A 20,044-nucleotide genomic window follows, 5' to 3' on the forward strand; every position below is an offset into this window, starting at 1 on the left:
CTTCCCGGCCGAATGCCGCATCCTTGAGGGTGTGGAGTTCCTCGGGGACGAGTCGATCGAGCGGAAGGGGAGGGCGCCAGAGATGACTTCCGGCGCACCTGCTCATAACGCTTCGGTGCACAACTACGGACGCGGTGCCGCGAACGACGAGGCGTCAAGGCACCATGGAGCGATGCGCGACGACGAGACCATGGGGTCCCCCATGCCTGCCGGGCAGGGGGAGATCGGTGCGCTCGTCTCGCGCGCGGTCGAGGGGGACGCGCAGGCCACCCACGACCTCCTCGCGCGGGTGCACCCGCTCGCGCTGCGCTACTGCCGCACCCGGCTGAACCGGCTGCCCGGTGACGCCCGCCACTTCGTGGAGGACCTCGCCCAGGAGGTCTGCGTCGCCGTGCTCATGGCGCTGCCGCGCTACAAGGACACGGGCAGGCCCTTCGAGGCCTTCGTCTTCGCCATCGCCGGACACAAGGTCGCGGACCTCCAGCGGGCCGCCATGCGGCACCCGGGCTCCACGGCCGTACCCTCCGACGAGATGCCCGAGCGGCCCGACGACTCGCTCGGGCCGGAGGAGCGCGCCCTGCTCAGCGACGACGCCGAGTGGGCCAAGAAACTGCTCGCCAACCTGCCCGAGAACCAGCGCGAGCTGCTGGTGCTCCGGGTGGCCGTCGGCCTGACCGCCGAGGAGACCGGGCAGATGCTCGGCATGTCCCCGGGAGCGGTACGGGTCGCCCAGCACCGCGCGCTCAGCCGGCTGCGGGCGCTGGCCGAGCAGTAACCGCCCGGAAGGCCGCGCCGGCCGACCGCCGCGGGTCGCCGTCGGGCCCGGCGTGGGGACGGTGGCCGGGCAGTAAGGGTCACGGGTCGCCGGTGTCCCTCACGTACACGTAGGAACGTCCAAAGCTTCCCGCGGATCTTGATCGTGGAATGAGACACGGTCGCGGCCCGTTAGCATGGACATCCGCACCGATCAAGGCCATTGGGGAAGGTGTCATGACCAACGTCGACGGAGTGCCCGAGAAATTCGCGACACTCGGGCTGACTTACGACGATGTACTGCTGCTGCCGGGTGCATCCGAGGTGCTCCCCAACGCGGTCGACACCTCGTCCCGCATCTCACGGAACGTCCGGGTCAACATCCCGCTGCTCTCCGCGGCGATGGACAAGGTGACCGAGTCCCGCATGGCGATCGCCATGGCCCGCCTGGGCGGCGTCGGCGTGCTGCACCGGAACCTCTCCGTCGAGGACCAGGTCAACCAGGTCGACCTGGTCAAGCGCTCCGAGTCCGGCATGGTCACCGATCCGATCACCGTGCACCCGGAGGCGACCCTCGCCGAGGCGGACGCGCTCTGCGCCAAGTTCCGCATCAGCGGTGTCCCCGTCACGGACCCGGCCGGCAAGCTGCTCGGCATCGTGACCAACCGCGACATGGCCTTCGAGAGCGACCGCAGCCGCCAGGTGCGCGAGGTCATGACCCCGATGCCGCTGGTCACCGGCAAGGTCGGCATCTCCGGCGTGGACGCCATGGAGCTGCTCCGCCGCCACAAGATCGAGAAGCTGCCCCTCGTCGACGACAAGGGCATCCTCAAGGGCCTCATCACCGTCAAGGACTTCGTCAAGGCGGAGAAGTACCCGAACGCCGCCAAGGACGCCGAGGGCCGCCTGCTCGTCGGCGCCGCCGTCGGCGCGAGCCCCGAGGCCCTGGAGCGCGCCCAGGCGCTCGCCGCGGCCGGCGCGGACTTCCTGATCGTCGACACCTCCCACGGGCACAACAGCAACGCCCTGAGCTGGATGGCGAAGATCAAGTCGAGCGTGAACGTCGACGTGATCGGCGGCAACGTCGCCACCCGCGACGGCGCGCAGGCGATGATCGACGCCGGTGTCGACGGCATCAAGGTGGGCGTCGGCCCCGGCTCCATCTGCACCACCCGTGTGGTCGCCGGCATCGGCGTCCCGCAGGTCACCGCCATCTACGAGGCGTCCCTCGCGGCCCGCGCCGCCGGTGTCCCGCTGATCGGCGACGGCGGCCTGCAGTACTCCGGTGACATCGGCAAGGCGCTGGCCGCCGGCGCCGACACGGTGATGCTCGGCAGCCTCCTGGCGGGCTGTGAGGAGTCCCCGGGCGAGCTCCTCTTCATCAACGGCAAGCAGTTCAAGTCGTACCGCGGCATGGGGTCGCTCGGCGCCATGCAGTCGCGCGGCCAGGGCCGTTCGTACTCGAAGGACCGCTACTTCCAGGCCGAGGTCTCCTCCGACGACAAGCTCGTGCCCGAGGGCGTCGAGGGCCAGGTGCCCTACCGCGGCCCCCTGGCCAACGTGCTGCACCAGCTCGTCGGCGGCCTGCGCCAGACCATGGGCTACGTCGGCGCGGCCACCATCGCCGAGATGGAGTCGAAGGGCCGCTTCGTCCGGATCACGTCCGCGGGCCTCAAGGAGAGCCACCCGCACGACATCCAGATGACGGTCGAGGCGCCGAACTACAGCAGGAAGTAACACTCCGCGACGCCCGGGGGGCGGTTCCGGCATGTGGCCGGAGCCGCCCCTTCCGCGCGCTTCGGCGATACTGGTAGGCGCAGACTCAGAGGGAAAGGCCACACAACGTGACTGAGATCGAGATCGGGCGCGGCAAGCGCGGCCGCAGGGCGTACGCGTTCGACGACATCGCCGTCGTACCGAGCCGGCGCACCCGGGACCCGAAGGAGGTCTCGATCGCCTGGCAGATCGACGCCTACCGCTTCGAGCTGCCCTTCCTGGCCGCCCCCATGGACTCGGTCGTCTCGCCGCAGACCGCCATCCGCATCGGCGAGCTCGGCGGCCTGGGCGTGCTGAACCTCGAGGGCCTGTGGACCCGGTACGAGGACCCGCAGCCGCTGCTCGACGAGATCGCGGAGCTGGACGAGGCCGCCGCGACCCGCCGTCTGCAGGAGATCTACGCCGCTCCGATCAAGGAGGAGCTGATCGGGCAGCGCATCAAGGAGGTGCGCGACTCCGGCGTCGTCACCGCCGCCGCGCTCTCCCCGCAGCGCACCGCGCAGTTCTCCAAGGCCGTCGTCGACGCCGGCGTGGACATCTTCGTCATCCGGGGCACGACCGTCTCCGCCGAGCACGTCTCCGGCGCCGCCGAGCCGCTGAACCTGAAGCAGTTCATCTACGAGCTCGACGTGCCGGTCATCGTCGGCGGCTGTGCCACCTACACGGCGGCCCTGCACCTGATGCGCACCGGCGCGGCGGGCGTCCTGGTCGGCTTCGGCGGCGGCGCCGCCCACACCACCCGCAACGTGCTCGGCATCCAGGTCCCGATGGCCACCGCCGTCGCCGACGTGGCCGCGGCCCGCCGGGACTACATGGACGAGTCCGGCGGCCGGTACGTGCACGTCATCGCGGACGGCGGCGTCGGCTGGTCCGGTGACCTGCCGAAGGCCATCGCCTGCGGCGCCGACGCGGTGATGATCGGCTCGCCCCTCGCCCGCGCCACGGACGCGCCCGGCAAGGGCCACCACTGGGGCATGGAGGCCGTCCACGAGGACGTGCCGCGCGGCAAGCTGGTCGACCTGGGCATCGTGGGCACCACCGAGGAGATCCTCGCGGGCCCGTCGCACACCCCGGACGGTTCGATGAACTTCTTCGGCGCCCTGCGCCGCGCGATGGCCACCACGGGCTACAGCGAGCTCAAGGAGTTCCAGCGCGTCGAGGTGACGGTCGCGGACGCCCAGCACAAGCGCTGACGTCCCGGCGTTCCCACCGGCCGAGAAGGGCCCCGCACCGGGTGGTGCGGGGCCCTTCCGCGTACGGGCCGCCTCGGGCCGCTTTCCGGGGGGCCCGGGCTCAGAGGCGGTGGGCGGCGCCGGCGGGCGTGGCGCCGCGGGTGTCGAGAAGCAGCTGGGCCTTCACGGACAGGCCCTGGAGGTCGTACGTGCGGTGGTGCTGGAGCAGGATCGTGAGGTCCGCGTGGGCGGCGGCCTCGTAGAGGGAGTCGGCGCGGGGGACCGGCAGGTCGCGGACGCGCCAGTGGGGGACGTGCGGGTCGTGGTAGCTGACGGCCGCCCCCAGGTCCATCAGACGGCGGGCGATCTCGTCGGCGGGGGAGCCCTGCCGGTCGGCGAGATCGGGTTTGTACGTGATCCCGAGCAGAAGGACCCGGGCGCCGCGGGCCGACTTGCCGTGCTCGTTCAGGAGGGTGGCGGCGCGCCGGACGACGTACTGCGGCATGCGCTCGTTGACCTCGCCGGCGAGTTCCACGAGGCGGAGGGGACGGTGGTCGCCGAGGCGTTCGACGGGGACGCCGTGGCCGCCGACGCCGGGACCCGGGCGGAAGGCCTGGAAGCCGAAGGGCTTCGTCTCGGCGCAGCGGATGACGTCCCAGAGGTCGACGCCGAGGTCGTGGCAGAGGACCGCCATCTCGTTGACGAGGGCGATGTTGACGTGCCGGAAGTTGGTCTCCAGCAGCTTGACCGTCTCCGCCTCGCGCGGGCCACGCGCGCGTACCACCTTGTCGGTGAGGCGCCCGTAGAAGGCGGCGGCGGACTCGGTGCAGGCCGGGGTGAGGCCGCCGATGACCTTCGGGGTGCCGGCGAATCCGTGCGTACGGCTGCCGGGGTCGAGCCGGCCCGGGGAGTACGCGAGGTGGAAGTCGCGGCCGGCGCGCAGCCCGGAGCCCGCTTCGAGGAGGTCGCGCAGCAGGCCTTCGGTGGTGCCCGGCGGGACGGGTGATTCGAGCAGGACGGTGGTGTGGGGGCGCAGCCGGGCGGCGAGGGCACGGGCGGCGTCCTCGACGGCGGTCAGGTCGAGGCCGCCGTCGGGGCCGGGGGGAGTGGGGGCGCAGAGCACGGCGGTGCGGACCCGGCCGAGTTCGGCGGGGTTGGTGGTGGGCCGGAAGCGCCCGGCGAGCATCCGGCGGATCTCGGGCGTGGAGAGGGAGCCGTCGACCGGGGGGCGGCCGGCGGCGAGTTCGGTGGCGGGGCGCGGGTCGGTGTCGTAGCCGATGGTGTCGATGCCTGCGGCGACGGCGGCCTGGGCGAGGGGGAGTCCGTGGTGGCCGAGGCCGATGACGGCGAGATCAGCGGGCATGGGGGGTGGGCCGTCCTTCCCTGTAGCCGGAGTGGACGCGGTCCGCAAGCCCGGTGGACAGAACGGGGCGAACGCACTGTCAGACTAGGCGTAAATATGACCGATATGCGGCATTGTGAGGCCGCAGGTCGCCGAGTGTTATCCACAGGTGGGGGGAGGGGCGGTGGCTGAAGTCACCGGGCCGGGCCAGAATCGAGCTGTGAGCCGGACCACACACGTCCGGTGATCCCGCCCGGCCGCGTGAGCACGCGGACGGCGGGTACGCGGGACCGACGGGGGACGACGGGAGGCAGCAGACGTGAGGACAGCGACACTGGGGCCCGCGCAGCGCGCCGAGGCGCTCGCGGCCATGGCCGAGCGCGAGCTGGACGTGCTGGTCGTCGGCGCCGGAGTGGTCGGCGCGGGGACGGCGCTGGACGCCGCCACCAGAGGCCTCTCCACCGGCCTCGTCGAGGCCCGCGACTGGGCCTCCGGCACCTCCAGCCGGTCCAGCAAGCTCATCCACGGCGGCCTGCGCTACCTGGAGATGCTGGACTTCGCCCTCGTGCGGGAAGCCCTCAAGGAGCGCGGGCTGCTCCTGGAGCGGCTCGCCCCGCACCTGGTGAAACCCGTGCCCTTCCTCTACCCGCTCCAGCACAAGGGCTGGGAGCGGCTCTACGCGGGCTCCGGCGTCGCCCTGTACGACGCGATGTCCGTCTCCTCGGGCCACGGACGCGGCCTGCCCGTCCACCGGCACCTCTCCCGGCGCCACGCCCTGCGGGTCGCCCCGTGTCTGCGGAAGGACGCCCTGGTCGGGGCCCTCCAGTACTACGACGCCCAGATGGACGACGCCCGCTTCGTCACCACCCTCGTCCGTACCGCCGCCTCCTACGGGGCCCGGGTCGCGAGCCGGGCCCGGGTCGTCGGCTTCCTCCGCGAGGGCGAGCGCGTCGTCGGCGCGCGCGTCCAGGACGTCGAGGCGGGCGGCGAGTACGAGATCCGGGCCAAGCAGATCGTCAACGCCACCGGCGTCTGGACCGACGACACCCAGGCCCTCATCGGCGAGCGGGGACAGTTCCACGTCCGCGCCTCCAAGGGCATCCACCTGGTCGTGCCCAAGGACCGCATCCATTCGACCACCGGCCTCATCCTCCGCACGGAGAAGTCCGTGCTGTTCGTGATCCCCTGGGGCCGGCACTGGATCGTCGGCACCACCGACACCGACTGGGACCTGGACAAGGCCCACCCGGCCGCCTCCAGTGCCGACATCGACTACCTCCTCGACCACGTCAACAGCGTGCTCGCCACCCCGCTCACCCGCGACGACGTCGAAGGCGTCTACGCGGGCCTGCGGCCGCTGCTCGCCGGTGAGTCCGACGCCACCAGCAAACTCTCCCGCGAACACACCGTCGCCCACCCGGTGCCCGGCCTCGTCGTGGTGGCCGGCGGCAAGTACACGACCTACCGGATCATGGCCAAGGACGCCGTGGACGAGGCGATCCACGGCCTCGACCAGCGCGTCGCCCCCTGCGTCACCGAGGACACCCCGCTGATCGGCGCCGAGGGCTACCGGGCCCTGTGGAACGCCCGGGCCCGGATCGCCGCCCGGCACGGCCTCCACGTCGTCCGGATCGAGCATCTCCTCAACCGCTACGGATCCCTGACGGAGGAACTGCTCGCCCTCGTCGACCGGGACCCGAGCCTCGGCGAACCCCTGGCGGGCGCCGAGGACTATCTGCGCGCCGAGATCGTCTACGCCGCCTCCCACGAGGGCGCCCGCCACCTGGACGACGTCCTCACCCGCAGGACCCGCATCTCGATCGAGACCTTCGACCGGGGCACGCGCAGCGCGCGCGAGTGCGCCGGCCTCATGGCGCCCGTCCTGGGCTGGGACGAGCGCCAGGTCGAGAAGGAGGTCGAGCACTACGAGAAGCGGGTGGAGGCCGAGCGCGAGTCGCAGCGGCAGCCCGACGACCAGACGGCGGACGCCGCCCGGCTGGGGGCGCCCGACATCGTGCCCATCTGACGGGGCGTACGGCAGGGGTGAGGACGGGGCGCGAGGACGGAGCGTGAGGAGGAGGTGCGGCCAGGGCCTGCGGGCGCCGGGGGGATTCGCGACGGAGGGGATCCCGGGGGAACCTGGGAGCCGTGCTCGGGCGTCGTCATCCCGGAGTACGGACCCGGGGACGTCACCCCTCCCGAGGTGAGGGACAATGGGCTCTCTTCCAGGGCGGGTTACCGCATCGCGCGGGAAGCGGCAGACGCGGCGGAGATCAGGGATCGCAGAGGGGACGCATGTCGGAGGCGGAGCAGTCGCGGGACACGGCGAAGGACCCCCGGCGGGACGCCGCCGCGGGGGCCGCGACCGACGGCGACCGGGGCACGGTGCCGGCCGCGCGCGAGGCGGAACGGGACGCGGGGTCCGGCCGGTCGGAGGGGGCCGCCGACACGGCGGAACCAGAGGGTCCGACCGGGTCCGACGGCGCGGCGACCCCGGGGAACGGAAAGCCGTCTGACGACCCGAAGGATGACGCGGCGTCCGCCGCCGGATCCGCGGCAGCCGGCGGCCCGGCCGCGGACCCGGACGAGGGGAAGAAGACCTCTCCCATCGGCCGGACCGGCAGCGACGGGCACACCACGGGAACGGGCGCGGTGACGCCGGAGACGGATGCGGAGGCGGCGGCCGGCGGCTCCGGTGCGGCGACTGCGGGTGCGGCCTCCGGGACCGGTGCGGCGACCGCCGTCACGGCGGCCGGGCGGCTGCGGGGGACCGAGCCGTCCACCGGCTCGGCCGGTTTCGGGGCCGGGGACGGCGACGGGACCCGGGCGGGCCTCGGCAGCGACCGGTTCCGCAAGACGCCCGCCTCCGGCAACGCGCCCACCGGCGAGGGCCGCCTGCTCGCGGGCCGCTACCGCCTCGGCGTCGTTCTCGGGCGCGGCGGCATGGGCACCGTGTGGCGCGCGGTGGACGAGACCCTCGGCCGCACGGTGGCCGTCAAGGAGCTCCGCTTCCCCAACAGCATCGACGAGGACGAGAAGCGACGCCTCATCACCCGGACCCTGCGCGAGGCGAAGGCCATCGCCCGGATCCGTAACAACGGCGCCGTGACCGTCTACGACGTCGTCGACGAGGACGACCGCCCCTGGATCGTCATGGAGCTCATCGAGGGCAAGTCCCTCGCCGACGCCGTGCGCGAGGACGGCACGCTCAGCCCCCGCCGCGCCGCCGAGGTCGGCCTCGCCATCCTCGACGTCCTGCGCTCCGCGCACCGCGAGGGCATCCTGCACCGCGACGTGAAGCCCTCCAACGTGCTGATCGCCGAGGACGGCCGGGTCGTCCTCACCGACTTCGGCATCGCCCAGGTCGAGGGCGACCCCTCGATCACCTCCACCGGCATGCTCGTCGGCGCCCCGTCGTACATCTCGCCCGAGCGCGCCCGGGGCCACAAGCCCGGCCCCGCCGCCGACCTGTGGTCGCTGGGCGGACTGCTGTACGCGGCGGTCGAGGGCAGCCCGCCGTACGACAAGGGTTCCGCCATCGCCACCCTCACCGCGGTGATGACCGAACCCGTCGACCCGCCCAAGAACGCCGGCCCGGAGCTGGAGAAGGTCATCTACGGCCTGCTCGCCAAGGACCCGGCGCAGCGGCTCGACGACGCCGGCGCCCGCGTCCTGCTGAAGGCCGTCCTCGACGCGCCCGCCGCGCCGGTGCCCGCGCCGGCACCGGACGTCACCATGGCCATCCCGGTGCTGCCGCGTCCCCAGCGGGCGCCCAAGGCCCCCGCGACCCCCCGGGAGAAGCCCGCCGACGCGGCCACCGACCGGGTGCGGGGCGCGCTGAAGTCCGTACGGAACGCGGCGGCCGCGACGAAGGCCGAGCCGGCCGCGACGCCCCGCCCCGACCACCTCCGCGGCGGTGGCAGGACGGCCCCGGCGCGCGCGCCGCTGACCGACGTCGTCCCGCGCCGCACCCTGGTGATCATCGCGGCGGTCGCCGTCCTCGCCGTCCTCGGCACGATCCTGGCCCTCACCTTCGGCGGCGGGGACAAGGAGCCGACGGGCCAGGGCTCGGCCGGAGGCACGGCGTCCGCCGGAGCCACGGCGGGCGGCGACGGCCAAGGCCAGGGCGCCGACGGCGGCAGCGGCCAGTCCTCGAGCGACCCCGGCCAGCAGGGCGGCGCCAAGCCCGGCGACACCGGCACCACGGGCTCGGCGGACGCGACCGGCTCCCCCGGCTCGGCGGGGCAGACCCAGGGACAGACCGGCGGCCGGACCGGGGTGACCCCCTCGGACAAGCCCGGCGGCGGCACCGGCACCACCCTGCCCGCCGGTTACACCCTGGTCACCAACGACCGCTTCCACTTCACCATGGCGATGCCCGCCTCCTTCCGCCTCCGGCCGATCAAGGGGTACAGCGACGGCGGGGTCTTCAGCGAGAGCGGCGGCTTCCCCCGCATCCAGGTCGACTACAACGCCAGCCCGAAGGACGACGCCAAGGCCGCCTGGGCGGCGGCCGTCACCGGCGTCGCGGCCAGCAGCAACGGCTACCGCCACCTCGGCATCGACACCGTCTCGTACAAGGGCTACCCGACCGTCGCGGACTGGGGGTTCGAGCGCACGCAGCAGGGTGTGCGCGTCCGCGTCCTCAACCGCGGCTTCAAGGTGGACGCCCGGCACGGCTACGCCCTCATGATCAGCTGCAAGGCCGACGAGTGGAACGGGCCGGAGTGCCGGACCCTGCGGGAGACGGCGTTCGCGACGTTCACCCCCAAGGACTGAGCGGGGCCCCGTATCGTGAGAGGCCGGATCCGGGGAGCGCGAGGGAACCGCGGGTTCACGGGGGACAGCGTGCGCGCGTGGGGAGGCGTCGTGGACGAGTACGCGGGAAGGGTGCTCGCGGACCGCTACCGCCTGCCCTCACCGGCCCGGGCGGCCGACGGCGCGGACACCGGCACCGATTCCTCCGGCCTGGCCGAGACCCGGGCCTTCGACACCTACAGCGGCCAGGAAGTGCTGATCCGTCAGGTGCCGCTGCCCGAGTTCGTCGACGCCGAGGTCCTCGACGGCGCGCCCGGCCCCGACACCGCCCTTGACGGGCGGCCCGGCCGGGCCACCCGCCGCCCCGCCGAGCCGGTCGTGCGCCGGGCGATCGAGGCCGCCCAGGCCGCCGCCCAGATCCCCGACCACCCGCTGCTCGACCAGGTCTTCGACGTGTTCGCGGAGGCCGGCTCGCTGTGGATAGTGAGCGAACGCGTGGGCGCCACCCCGCTGGCGGCGCTCCTCGCCGAGCGGCCCCTGAGCCCCTACCGCGCCGCCGAGATAGGCGCCGACGTCCTCACCGCCCTGCGCGCCCTCCACGCGCACGGCTGGGTCCACCGCAACATCACCCCCCGCACCGTCCTCGTCTGCGAGGACGGCCGCGTCGTCCTCACCGGCCTCGCCGTCGGCGCGGCGGAGGAGGCCCTCTGCGGGTACGCGCCCGTCCCGGAGCCCGACCACGGCACAGGCCCCGACGACTTCGCCGCGCCCCCCTCCTACCGCCCGGCCCCGGCCGACGCCGAGGAGGAGCCGTACGAGGCGGAGATCTACGAGGTCGCCGAGGACGGCGAGGGCCACGAGGCCGACGAGGACACGTACGCCGGGGATCACGGGGATCACGACGCCTACGGGGACGGGCAGCCTTACGACGGCTACGAGGGCGACGACGACCCGGCGGGCGGGTACGGCGAGGAGCGTGCCCACGACGCGTACGGCCTGCCGCCCGGCGGCACGGACGAGTCCGGAAGCACCGCCGCGTACCCGGGAGCGCGGGACCACGCCGCCTACGACGGCCCCGGGGCCCACAGCGGCTCCCCGGTGTCCGGGGAGCACCCCGCAGCCGAGGACGAAGGGCCGTACGCGGGGATGGACGAGCCCGGCGCCGAGGGGGAGGCGGGCCACCGTTCCGACCCGTACGGCAGTGCCCCCTACGGGGCCGACCCGTACGGGCGGGCGACACCCCCGCGCCCGGAGTCCCGGCCCACCCCGCCGCCCGCGCAGACGGCACCCGCGGCCGACGCCCGGGCCGCCCGCGCGGGAGCCATCGCCGCCTACCGGGCGGGTGCCCGCGCCGCCGCGCGGCTCGGCGGGACGGGAGCCCTGCCGGTCCAGCGCCCCGCCCCCGTGGAGCCGCCCGCCGCCCCCGAGCGCCCCGCGCTCCCCGCCCCGCCCGGTCCTCGCGTGCCGCCCCCGAGCGGACCGGCACCCCAGTGGTGGGCCGGCACGGCGGAGGACGACGCGGACGACGCCGATGACGACGAGGCCTACCAGGACTACGAGGACGAGGCCGGTACGGACGAGGGCCGCGGGCCCCAGGCCGGTCCGCCCCGCCTGATGCTGAAGGGCAACTGGAGCGACGGCCCGCACGCCGCACGGGACGGATCCGGCCCGATCCCCGCCGGTGGCGGCCGTGCGCCGGTGCCGCCCGGCTCGGGCCGTCCCGCCCTGCCCTCCCTCCCCTCCGGCTTCACCCCCGCCGCCCCGAACCCCGCCGCGGGCCGCGAAACCGGCTCCGTCCCGGCCCCGGCCGGCGCGCCGGACCCGGAGCTCTACCGGGGACCCACCACACGGCTCGCCGCCGAACGCGCCCGGCAGACCCGGATCGCCGTCGTCGGCGCCGTCACCGAGCGCTGGGCCCCCGAGCAGGCCGGGCCCGTGTACGACAACTGGCGCCTCGCCCCGCCCATCGGCCCCGCCACCGACCTCTGGGCCCTCGGCGCGCTGCTCTACCGGGCCGTCCAGGGGCACGCCCCCTACCCGGAGGACAACGCGGCCGAACTCGTCCAGATGGTCTGCTCCGAGCCGCCCGCCTTCGCCGAGGAGTCCGGGCCCCTGCGCCCGATCGTGGAGTCCCTGCTGCGCCAGGACCCCACCGAGCGCCCGGACGTCGAGGAACTGCGCGGCTGGCTGCGCTCCCTCGTCCGGTCGGCGCCGGAACCGGAGGCGGGCATCGGCGTCGTACCCCTGCCGTCCTTCGACGAGACCCGGCTACCGATCGTCCGCCGGCGCGGTGAGCTGGTGCGCCGGCGGTGGCGGGGCAGGGCGGGGGCGGGCCGGGCCCGTCACAAGCGCGGCCCCGACCGCGCCATGGGCGGTTCCGGCGAGCGGCCCACGGACCGGAGCGCGGCCCCGCGTCCGGCCGCGCGCGAGTACGTCGAGGTCCCGGCCCACGAACTCTTCACGGAGGAGCTGCCGCGGCGCGCCCCGCGCGGTGCCGGGGCGGCTCCCGGCGCGGACCGGGGGCGCTCCCCCCGCGCGCTCGGCCTGACGCTGCTCCTGCTCGTCCTGCTGCTGCTCGCCGGGGCCGTCGCGTACGCGGTCCTCGCCCTGCCCGAAAAGGGTGAGGCGCCCGCCGGGTCGGCCTCCCCCACGGGATCCCCGGCCCCTACAGGTCCGGAGACGAGCGGGCCGACCTCGGCCCCGCCCCCTGCGGGCACGTCGCCGTCCGGCCCCGGTCGTCCCTCCGCGAGTGCCGTTCCGCCGCCCGCCGACCCCTCGGCACCGGCCCTGGCCGCCGGATACGTGCTGCGGCAGGACCCGGAAGGGTTCCGGATCGGGGTGCCCCGGGACTGGCGGCGCAGCCCCGTCAACGACGCCGGCCAAGTCCGCTACACCGGCGGCGACTTCACGATGATCGTGGTTCCCGGCCGCGACTCCGTCCGCGACCACGGCCCGGACCCGCTGGAGTACCAGAACGCCAAGGAGCGGGAGCTGGAGCCGTGGCGGGCCTCCAGCTGGTCGGGCGCGGAACAGACCCGCCGTGTCGACATCGGCAGGACCGCGACGGCGACCGGCAGTTACTGGTGGCTGGACAGCACCGGCCGTGAGGTGTTCGTCCGCAACCTCGCCCTCGTCGACGCGGGCCGGTACTACGTCGTCCAGGTCATCGGCCCCTACGGGGAGCGGGACAAGGTCACCGAGATCCACGACGAGGCCGTGAAGGGCTTCCGCGCCGGCCGCTGACGCGGACCGCGCCGGTCCGGCTCCCCGGCCGCCGCCGGCCCGGAACCGGCGCTCCCTCAGGGAGCCCTGGTCACAGTGCTGTTCCTTTGCCAGCCCCGAGGTTCCGCCCCGTGTACCTCCCTCCGTAACCTGGCATCCGAAGGAACGGGCGGGGGCAAGTGGAACATTCTCAGAGCACAGAGGCGGGGCTGCTGCTCCACGGTCGGTACCGGCTGGCCGAGTCCATAGGGCGCGGCGGCATGGGCAAGGTCTGGCGCGCGCACGACGAGGTGCTGCACCGGGTCGTGGCGGTCAAGGAACTGACGGCCGGCCGGTTCGTGGCCGAGGCCGACCGGCTCGTCCTGCACGCGCGGACGCAGAAGGAGGCGCGGGCCGCCGCCCGCATCACCCACCCCGGCGTGGTGACCGTCCACGACGTGCTCGAACACGACGACCGGCCGTGGATCGTCATGCAGTACGTCGACGGCCCGTCCCTCGCCGACGCCACCAAGGAGTCCGGTGCGATCGAGCCCCGCGAGGCGGCCCGGATCGGACTCCACGTCCTCGGCGCCCTGCGCGCCGCGCACGCCGCGGGGGTGCTGCACCGGGACGTCAAGCCGGGCAACGTCCTGCTGGCCAGGGACGGGCGCGTCCTGATCACCGACTTCGGCATCGCGGCGATCGAGGGGGACTCCTCGATCACCCGCACCGGCGAACTCGTCGGCTCCATCGACTACCTGGCGCCCGAGCGGGTACGGGGCGGCGATCCCGGCCCGGCCTCCGACCTGTGGTCCCTGGGCGCCACCCTGTACGCCGCGGTGGAGGGCACCTCGCCCTTCCGCCGCACCTCGCCCATCAGCACCATGCAGGCCGTCGTGACGGAGGAACCGCCGCACCCGGAGAACGCCGGGCCGCTCGCCCCCGTCATCGTCGCCCTGCTCCGCAAGGACCCGGAGCAGCGCCCGCACGCCGACGAGGCCGAGCGGATGCTGCTCGACGCCATGGAGGGCCGGACGCCGCGGACGGCCCAGGCGTACGTGCCGACGCAGCGGGTGCGGCGCGGCGACCTCGCCTCGGTCACCGGTCCCGCCCCGTCGTCCACGGACCCGGACGGCGGCGCCCCGGGCCGCAGCGGGAGCGGTAGCGGAGCCGGGGCCGGCGCAGAGGGGCGTACGACCGCGTCGGCGGTCCCTCCGGCCACCGGGCCCTCCACCACCGCCCGCCTGCCGCACGTGCCGGGCACTTACGCGGGGGGAACCCACCCGTCCGGCAGCCGTCCGTCGGGCGGCCACGGCAGCGGTCCGCGCTCCACGGACGACGCCGACCCGTCCGTGGCCGGAATCCCTCGCACCGCCCGCACCGTTCGGGGCCCCGGCCTTCCGCGGCCCGGCGACTCCTCCCCGGCCCGTGGCCGGTGGCGTACCGCCGCCCTGGCCGCCCTGCTGGCGGGGCTCGTCGCGGGCGGTGCCGTCTTCGCCGCCATGGAGTACGCGGGCCGCGACCAGGGAGCGGGCCCCCGCCCCACCGCGACCGGTACGGCCCCGGCCACCGGTCCGGCGGGCGCCGTCCCGGACGGCTGGCACCGCGTCGACGACCCGGCCGGTTTCAGCCTCCTCGTACCGGACGGCTGGAAGCGGCAGAAGGACGGCGACAACATCGACTACACGCCCGACAACGGCCGCCACCGCATCCGGATCAGCATCGACCGCGAGCCCGACTTCGAGAACCCGTACATGCACGCCCTCGACCTGGAGGACACCGTGCGGACGCGGCTGCCGGGGTACGCGCGCGTGAAGCTGCACCAGAACACCTACCGCGACCAGGTCCACTCCGCCCTGTGGGAGTTCACCTGGACGGAGAAGAAGACCTTCCCCGGCCCCCGGCACGCGATCGACCAGATGTACTACGGCGACGACGGTACGGAGTACGCCCTGTACATGTCGTCGCCGGAGTCGAGCTGGGCCGCCACCCGCGAGCAGTTCGACATCGTGCTCCAGCACTGGCGCGCGCCGGGTTCCTGACGCGTTCCGGAAGCCGTCGCCGGAGTCGTGAAAATCTCCGCGCGTGGCCTTCGGCGGCCGTAAGCCCCTGATCAGGGCTTATGTGCCAGTGATCGCTGGCGCGATGTGCGCGTGGGGTGAAAACGCGTTACCGACGGGTACCCAAAGCCTCCGAGGCCGCTTACCCTCGCCCTCATGACGGACTCGCAGGCCCCCGCCGCCCTCCCGGTTCCCGCCGAAGACGCCGACGCCGCCGCCGAGGCGCGCCCGGCCCGCCCCGCGGCCCCCGCGGGCGCGACCAACCCGGTCGCCCCCGCGCCCGCCGGCGCCCGGACGGCCGCCGACGTCGTGACGCCCGAGGTGGTCGCCCGCCTCGTCCTCGGCGTCGTCGGCTCGGGCCGCACGGCCAACCACACCCCCTTCACCGGGGAGAAGCTGACGGACCTGCCCGAGTCCACCCCCGAGGACGTGGCCGAGGCCTTCCGCCGCGCCCGCGCCGCCCAGCCCGTCTGGGCCGCGACCCCGGTCCGCGCCCGCGCGGCCGTCCTCCTGCGCTTCCACGACCTCGTCCTGCAGCGGCAGGGCGAGATCCTCGACCTCATCCAGCTGGAGACCGGCAAGGCGCGCCTGCACGCCCACGAGGAGGTCCAGGCCGTCGCCGTCGCCGCCCGCCACTACGGCCGCAGGGCCTCCGCCTATCTGCGCCCCCGGCGTCACACCGGTGTCGTACCGACCCTCACCAAGGTCACCGAGCTGCGCCAGCCGCGCGGGGTCGTCGGCCAGATCGCGCCCTGGAACTACCCGCTGGAGCTCTCCGTCGGCGACGCGCTGCCCGCCTTCGTCTCCGGCAACGCCGTCGTCATGAAGCCCGACACCGAGACCGCGCTCACCGCCCTGTGGGCCCGCGACCTGCTGGTCGAGGCCGGTCTGCCCGCCGAGGTCTTCCAGGTCGTCCTCGGTGAGGGACCGGTCGTGGGCCCCGAGGTCGTCCGGCACGCCGACTACGTCTCCTTCACCGGCTCCACGCGCACCGGCCGCGAGGTCGCCCAGGGAGCCGCCGCCCGGCTCGTCGGCGTCTCCCTCGAACTCGGCGGCAAGAACGCCATGCTCGTCCTCGAGGACGCCGACATCGAGAAGGCCGCCGCCGGCGCCGTCCGCGCCTGCTTCTCCTCCGCCGGCCAGCTCTGCATCTCCATCGAGCGGCTGTACGTGCACGAGTCCGTCGCCGACGAGTTCGTGGCCCGCTTCGCCGCCCGTACGAAGGCGATGCGGCTCGGCAACTCCCTCGCCTACGGGGCCGACATGGGCTCCCTCGTCGGCGAGCGGCAGCTGGAGACGGTCAGCCGCCACGTCGAGGAGGCCGTCGCCAAGGGCGCCACGCTCGTCGCCGGCGGCGTCGCCCGCCCCGACATCGGCCCCCTCTTCTACGAGCCGACCATCCTCGACGGCGTCGAGGCGCCGATGGCCGTCTGCGCCGAGGAGACCTTCGGCCCGGTCGTCTCGATCTACCGCTTCACGGACGAGGACGAGGCCGTCGAGCTCGCCAACGCCACCCCCTACGGGCTCAACTCCTCGGTCTGGACGAAGGACTCGCGCCGCGGCCACGCCGTCGCCGCCCGCCTGCGCACCGGCACCGTCAACATCAACGAGGGGTACGCCCCCGCCTACGGCAGCGTGCAGTCCCCGATGGGCGGCATGAAGGACTCCGGCCTCGGCCGCCGCCACGGCTCGGAGGGCATCCTCAAGTACACCGAGGCCCAGACCGTCGCCCAGCAGCGACTGCTCCCGCTCGCGCCGTCCTTCGGGATGGACGACGAGAAGTACGCCGCGTTCATGACCGCGTCCCTGAAGGCGATGAAGGCCCTGCGTCTGCGCTGAGCCCGGCCCGCCCGCGCCTGGCCGCCCGGCCCGGGCGTTCCGGGACCCTGGCCGGTCGGGGCCCGGTCCGGTGGTCCGGCGCGGCCCCGGACCGGCCGGCTCGGGCGCGCTCGGCTCGTTCTGTCCCGTTCCGCACCTTTTCCGTACGAGGAGAGTCATGACCGCGGTTCCCCCTGCCCGAAATCAGGACGAGGACGGCTCGTACGACTACGACGTCATCGTCGTCGGCTCCGGCTTCGGCGGCTCGGTCACGGCCCTGCGGCTGACCGAGAAGGGCTACCGGGTCGGCGTGCTGGAAGCCGGCCGCCGCTTCGCGCGGCACGAGCTGCCGAAGAACTCCTGGGACCTGAAGAACTTCTTGTGGGCCCCCGCGCTCGGCCTCTACGGCATCCAGCGCATCCACCTGCTCGGCAAGGTGATGGTCCTCGCGGGCGCCGGGGTCGGCGGCGGTTCGCTCAACTACGCCAACACGCTCTACGAGCCGCTCGCGCCGTTCTTCGACGACCCGCAGTGGAAGGACATCACCGACTGGCGCTCCGAACTGGCCCCGTACTACGACCAGGCCAAGCGGATGCTGGGCGTCCGGCTCAACCCGACGACGACCCCCTCCGACGTGCACCTGAAGGCCGCCGCCCAGGCCATGGGCATCGGCGACACCTTCCACATGGCGCCGGTCGGCGTCTTCTTCGGGGACGGCAAGGACGCGGTGAGCGGGGACGGCACCGGTACGGCGACGGCGAAGCCGGGCGGGGAGGTGCCCGACCCGTTCTTCGGCGGCGCGGGCCCCTCGCGACGGGCCTGCATCGAATGCGGCGAGTGCATGACCGGCTGCCGCCACGGCGCCAAGAACACCCTCAACGAGAACTACCTCCACCTCGCCGAACGGGCCGGCGCCGAGGTCCACCCCATGACCTCCGTTGTCGCCGTCACCGAGGACTCGCGCGGCGGCTTCGCCGTCCGGACGCTGCCCACCGACAACCGGAAGAAGGGCCGGGGGCGCACCTTCACCGCCCGCCGGGTGGTCGTCGCGGCCGGTACGTACGGCACGCAGACCCTGCTGCACCGGATGAAGGACACCGGCCTGCTGCCCCACATCTCGGGCCGGCTCGGCGAGCTGACCCGTACCAACTCCGAGGGCCTGGTCGGCGCCCAGACCACGGACCGCCGCTACCGGAAGAAGCACGGCAAGGAGCGGGCCGACTTCACCCGGGGGGTCGCCATCACCTCCTCGGTCCACCCCGACGCCCACACCCACATCGAACCCGTGCGGTACGGCAAGGGCTCCAACTCCATGGGCAGCCTCACCGTCCTCCAGGTGCCCTTCGGGGCCCACCGGGTGCGGAACTGGTTCCTCAACCTGCTCAAGCACCCCACCCAGGCCGCCCGCTCCCTCTCCAACCGGCGCTGGTCGGAGCGGACCATCATCGGTCTCGTCATGCAGTCCCTGGACAACTCGCTGACGACCTACCGCAAGCCCGGCGGCATCGGGAAGGGGCTGCTCACCGCCCGTCAGGGGCACGGGGCGCCGAACCCGACCCAGATCCGGGCCGCGACCCAGGCCGCCACCCTCCTCGCCGAGGAGATCAACGGCTTCCCCGGCTCCAACATCGGCGAGCTCATGGGCACCCCGCTCACCGCGCACTTCCTGGGCGGCTGCCCGATCGGCGCCGACGCCGACTCCGGTGTCATCGATCCGTACCACCGGCTCTACGGCCACCCCGGCATCTCCGTGGTCGACGGGGCGGCCGTCTCCGCCAACCTGGGCGTCAACCCCTCGCTGACCATCACCGCGCAGGCCGAGCGGGCGATGTCCTTCTGGCCGAACAAGGGCGAGGAGGATCCGCGCCCGGCGCAGGGGCAGGGGTACGTGCGGCTGGCACCCGTCGAGCCGAAGTCCCCCGCCGTCCCGGCCGAGGCCTTCGGCGCCTTGCGGCTGCCGTTCCTCGGTATCCCGGCGGTTCCCCCGAAGAAGCCCTGAGGCGCGGGCCCGCCCGGCTCCGCGTGGCGGTCCCACGTGCCGGCTCCGTGCGCCCGGCTCTGCGCCCCGGCTCCCCCCCCCGGACGCGACGAAGGGGCGCTGCACCCCCCTCCGAGTGCAGCGCCCCTCCAGCTTTGGTGTTGCTGCATAGATGACCCGCGATCGGAGCGATTGGTTGTAGCGGTTGCACAGGATCTTCATGTGACGCGCGTCACGTTCGCCGGAGTGCCTGGTTCCGGGCACCGGCGAGGGCCCCGCGCCGCGATTCCGGTCGCGGTACGGGGCCCTCGGGATCGGCACCGGTGTCAGGGCAGCGGCGGTGCCGAGCAGGGCGGCGCCGGGGGCTGCGCCGCGGTGGGGGAGGCGCGGGAGGAGAGGTGGGGGAGATGCGGGAGGGGAACGGGGTGCGCGGTCGACGGACCGCGCCTTCCGTCGGGTGAGCGAGGTGCGAGTGGTGATGCCGGCCGTGGGGGCTGCGACCGGCGGATCCGGTTGCGGTCGGTCCCGGGCGTCCCCGGGACCGACCGCCCTTTCCGGGTGACCGGGCTGCTGTCCCCTGCCGTCCGGTCACGCGCGCTGGGGCGAGGTCCCACGACGTACCGGAGGTACGTCACACGCCCCAGCGAAGCCACGCGTGGTTTCTACGGGCCCGCCCCTGGCTGGCACGGACACCCGGACCAACGAAGCGGGTTCCGCGCCGGTCACGCGCCGTACGGGTGAGAGCGGGCCCGAACTCAGATCCGGGACCTCCCTCAGATGCGGCCACGGCACAGCTCCAGCATCGTCATGGCCAGCGCCGTGCCCGGCTTGCCCAGCGCGTCCCGGTAGTGACCGAGGACCTCCATCTCGCGCGCCAGGTTCACCCGGCGGCCGCCGGAGGAGATCCGGGCCTCCTGGATCACGGCCGAGACGGCCATCCGCTCCTGGATGAGGCCGATGATCCGGTCGTCGAGGGCGTCGATGCGTTCCCGGGAGTCGCCGATCAGCGCCGCCGCCTCGTCGGTGCGGGCGCCGGTCCTCTCGGTCGGCGTGACGGCGGTGGCGGGGGCGGCGGAGGTGGGGGTGGAGACGGCGGTCGCGGTCGCGGCGTTCATGGTGGGGCTCCTCACGGAATCGAACCGGGAGCCCCGGGGCGGCACGGCCCGGGAACGGCGAAGCGCCCCGG

General features: G+C 74.1%; 11 protein-coding genes. 9 read left to right on the plus strand and 2 right to left on the minus strand.

All coding sequences use genetic code 11. From position 1 onward, the window contains the following. Window positions 1–172 precede the first annotated feature (172 nt). The 3 genes from ABTY40_RS13540 (at window position 173) to ABTY40_RS13550 (ending at window position 3,722) form a co-directional block, all read left to right on the plus strand. Window positions 173–775 (plus strand): sigma-70 family RNA polymerase sigma factor, encoded by a 603-nt coding sequence (locus tag ABTY40_RS13540; RefSeq protein WP_309056054.1) that lies wholly within the window; start codon window positions 173–175, stop codon window positions 773–775. Between the two features lie 215 nt (window positions 776–990). Beyond that, window positions 991–2,490, plus strand: a complete 1,500-nt coding sequence (gene guaB / locus ABTY40_RS13545; RefSeq protein ID WP_345278502.1) for an IMP dehydrogenase — start codon at window positions 991–993, stop codon at window positions 2,488–2,490. 107 nt (window positions 2,491–2,597) lie between these two features. Then, window positions 2,598–3,722: a GuaB3 family IMP dehydrogenase-related protein gene (locus ABTY40_RS13550; RefSeq protein ID WP_345278501.1), complete on the plus strand. Its 1,125-nt coding sequence runs from the start codon at window positions 2,598–2,600 to the stop codon at window positions 3,720–3,722. 100 nt (window positions 3,723–3,822) lie between these two features. On the opposite strand, the gene ABTY40_RS13555 is transcribed toward ABTY40_RS13550, so the two are convergent. Next, the gene (locus tag ABTY40_RS13555; RefSeq protein ID WP_352059641.1) at window positions 3,823–5,064 is read right to left on the minus strand and encodes a nucleotide sugar dehydrogenase; all 1,242 of its coding nucleotides are present in this window, start codon (window positions 5,062–5,064) and stop codon (window positions 3,823–3,825) included. 298 nt (window positions 5,065–5,362) lie between these two features. Between ABTY40_RS13555 and ABTY40_RS13560 the strand changes: the two genes are divergently transcribed. The 6 genes from ABTY40_RS13560 (at window position 5,363) to ABTY40_RS13585 (ending at window position 18,879) form a co-directional block, all read left to right on the plus strand. Then, entirely contained in the window at window positions 5,363–7,069 is a 1,707-nt protein-coding gene (locus ABTY40_RS13560; protein WP_352059642.1) for a glycerol-3-phosphate dehydrogenase/oxidase, read from the plus strand. A gap of 269 nt (window positions 7,070–7,338) precedes the next feature. Further along, window positions 7,339–9,822 (plus strand): serine/threonine-protein kinase, encoded by a 2,484-nt coding sequence (locus ABTY40_RS13565; protein WP_352059643.1) that lies wholly within the window; start codon window positions 7,339–7,341, stop codon window positions 9,820–9,822. 90 nt (window positions 9,823–9,912) lie between these two features. Further along, window positions 9,913–13,044, plus strand: coding sequence for a serine/threonine kinase C-terminal domain-containing protein (locus ABTY40_RS13570; RefSeq protein ID WP_352059644.1), 3,132 nt, complete (start codon window positions 9,913–9,915; stop codon window positions 13,042–13,044). Between the two features lie 158 nt (window positions 13,045–13,202). Then, window positions 13,203–15,044: a serine/threonine-protein kinase gene (locus ABTY40_RS13575; protein WP_352059645.1), complete on the plus strand. Its 1,842-nt coding sequence runs from the start codon at window positions 13,203–13,205 to the stop codon at window positions 15,042–15,044. A 174-nt stretch (window positions 15,045–15,218) separates the two neighbouring features. Beyond that, complete coding sequence (locus ABTY40_RS13580) at window positions 15,219–16,901, plus strand: succinic semialdehyde dehydrogenase (protein ID WP_352059646.1); 1,683 nt, start codon at window positions 15,219–15,221, stop codon at window positions 16,899–16,901. A gap of 157 nt (window positions 16,902–17,058) precedes the next feature. Continuing rightward, window positions 17,059–18,879: a GMC oxidoreductase gene (locus tag ABTY40_RS13585; protein WP_352059647.1), complete on the plus strand. Its 1,821-nt coding sequence runs from the start codon at window positions 17,059–17,061 to the stop codon at window positions 18,877–18,879. Between the two features lie 752 nt (window positions 18,880–19,631). Here ABTY40_RS13585 and ABTY40_RS13590 read toward each other — a convergent pair. Beyond that, window positions 19,632–19,973 (minus strand): chorismate mutase, encoded by a 342-nt coding sequence (locus ABTY40_RS13590; protein ID WP_352059648.1) that lies wholly within the window; start codon window positions 19,971–19,973, stop codon window positions 19,632–19,634. Window positions 19,974–20,044 lie beyond the last annotated feature (71 nt).

Source organism: Streptomyces sp. NPDC126503 (assembly GCF_040302405.1).
In the GTDB taxonomy this organism is placed as follows: Bacteria; Actinomycetota; Actinomycetes; order Streptomycetales; family Streptomycetaceae; genus Streptomyces; species Streptomyces gulbargensis.

Excerpts from the sequence above, each read along its gene's own strand:
- ABTY40_RS13540 (WP_309056054.1), top strand. The coding sequence starts at position 173 with ATGCGCGACGACGAGACCATGGGGTCCCCCATGCCTGCCGGGCAGGGG.
- guaB (WP_345278502.1), top strand. The coding sequence starts at position 991 with ATGACCAACGTCGACGGAGTGCCCGAGAAATTCGCGACACTCGGGCTG.
- ABTY40_RS13555 (WP_352059641.1), bottom strand. The coding sequence starts at position 5,064 with ATGCCCGCTGATCTCGCCGTCATCGGCCTCGGCCACCACGGACTCCCC.
- ABTY40_RS13565 (WP_352059643.1), top strand. The coding sequence starts at position 7,339 with ATGTCGGAGGCGGAGCAGTCGCGGGACACGGCGAAGGACCCCCGGCGG.
- ABTY40_RS13580 (WP_352059646.1), top strand. The coding sequence starts at position 15,219 with ATGACGGACTCGCAGGCCCCCGCCGCCCTCCCGGTTCCCGCCGAAGAC.
- ABTY40_RS13585 (WP_352059647.1), top strand. The coding sequence starts at position 17,059 with ATGACCGCGGTTCCCCCTGCCCGAAATCAGGACGAGGACGGCTCGTAC.
- ABTY40_RS13590 (WP_352059648.1), bottom strand. The coding sequence starts at position 19,973 with ATGAACGCCGCGACCGCGACCGCCGTCTCCACCCCCACCTCCGCCGCC.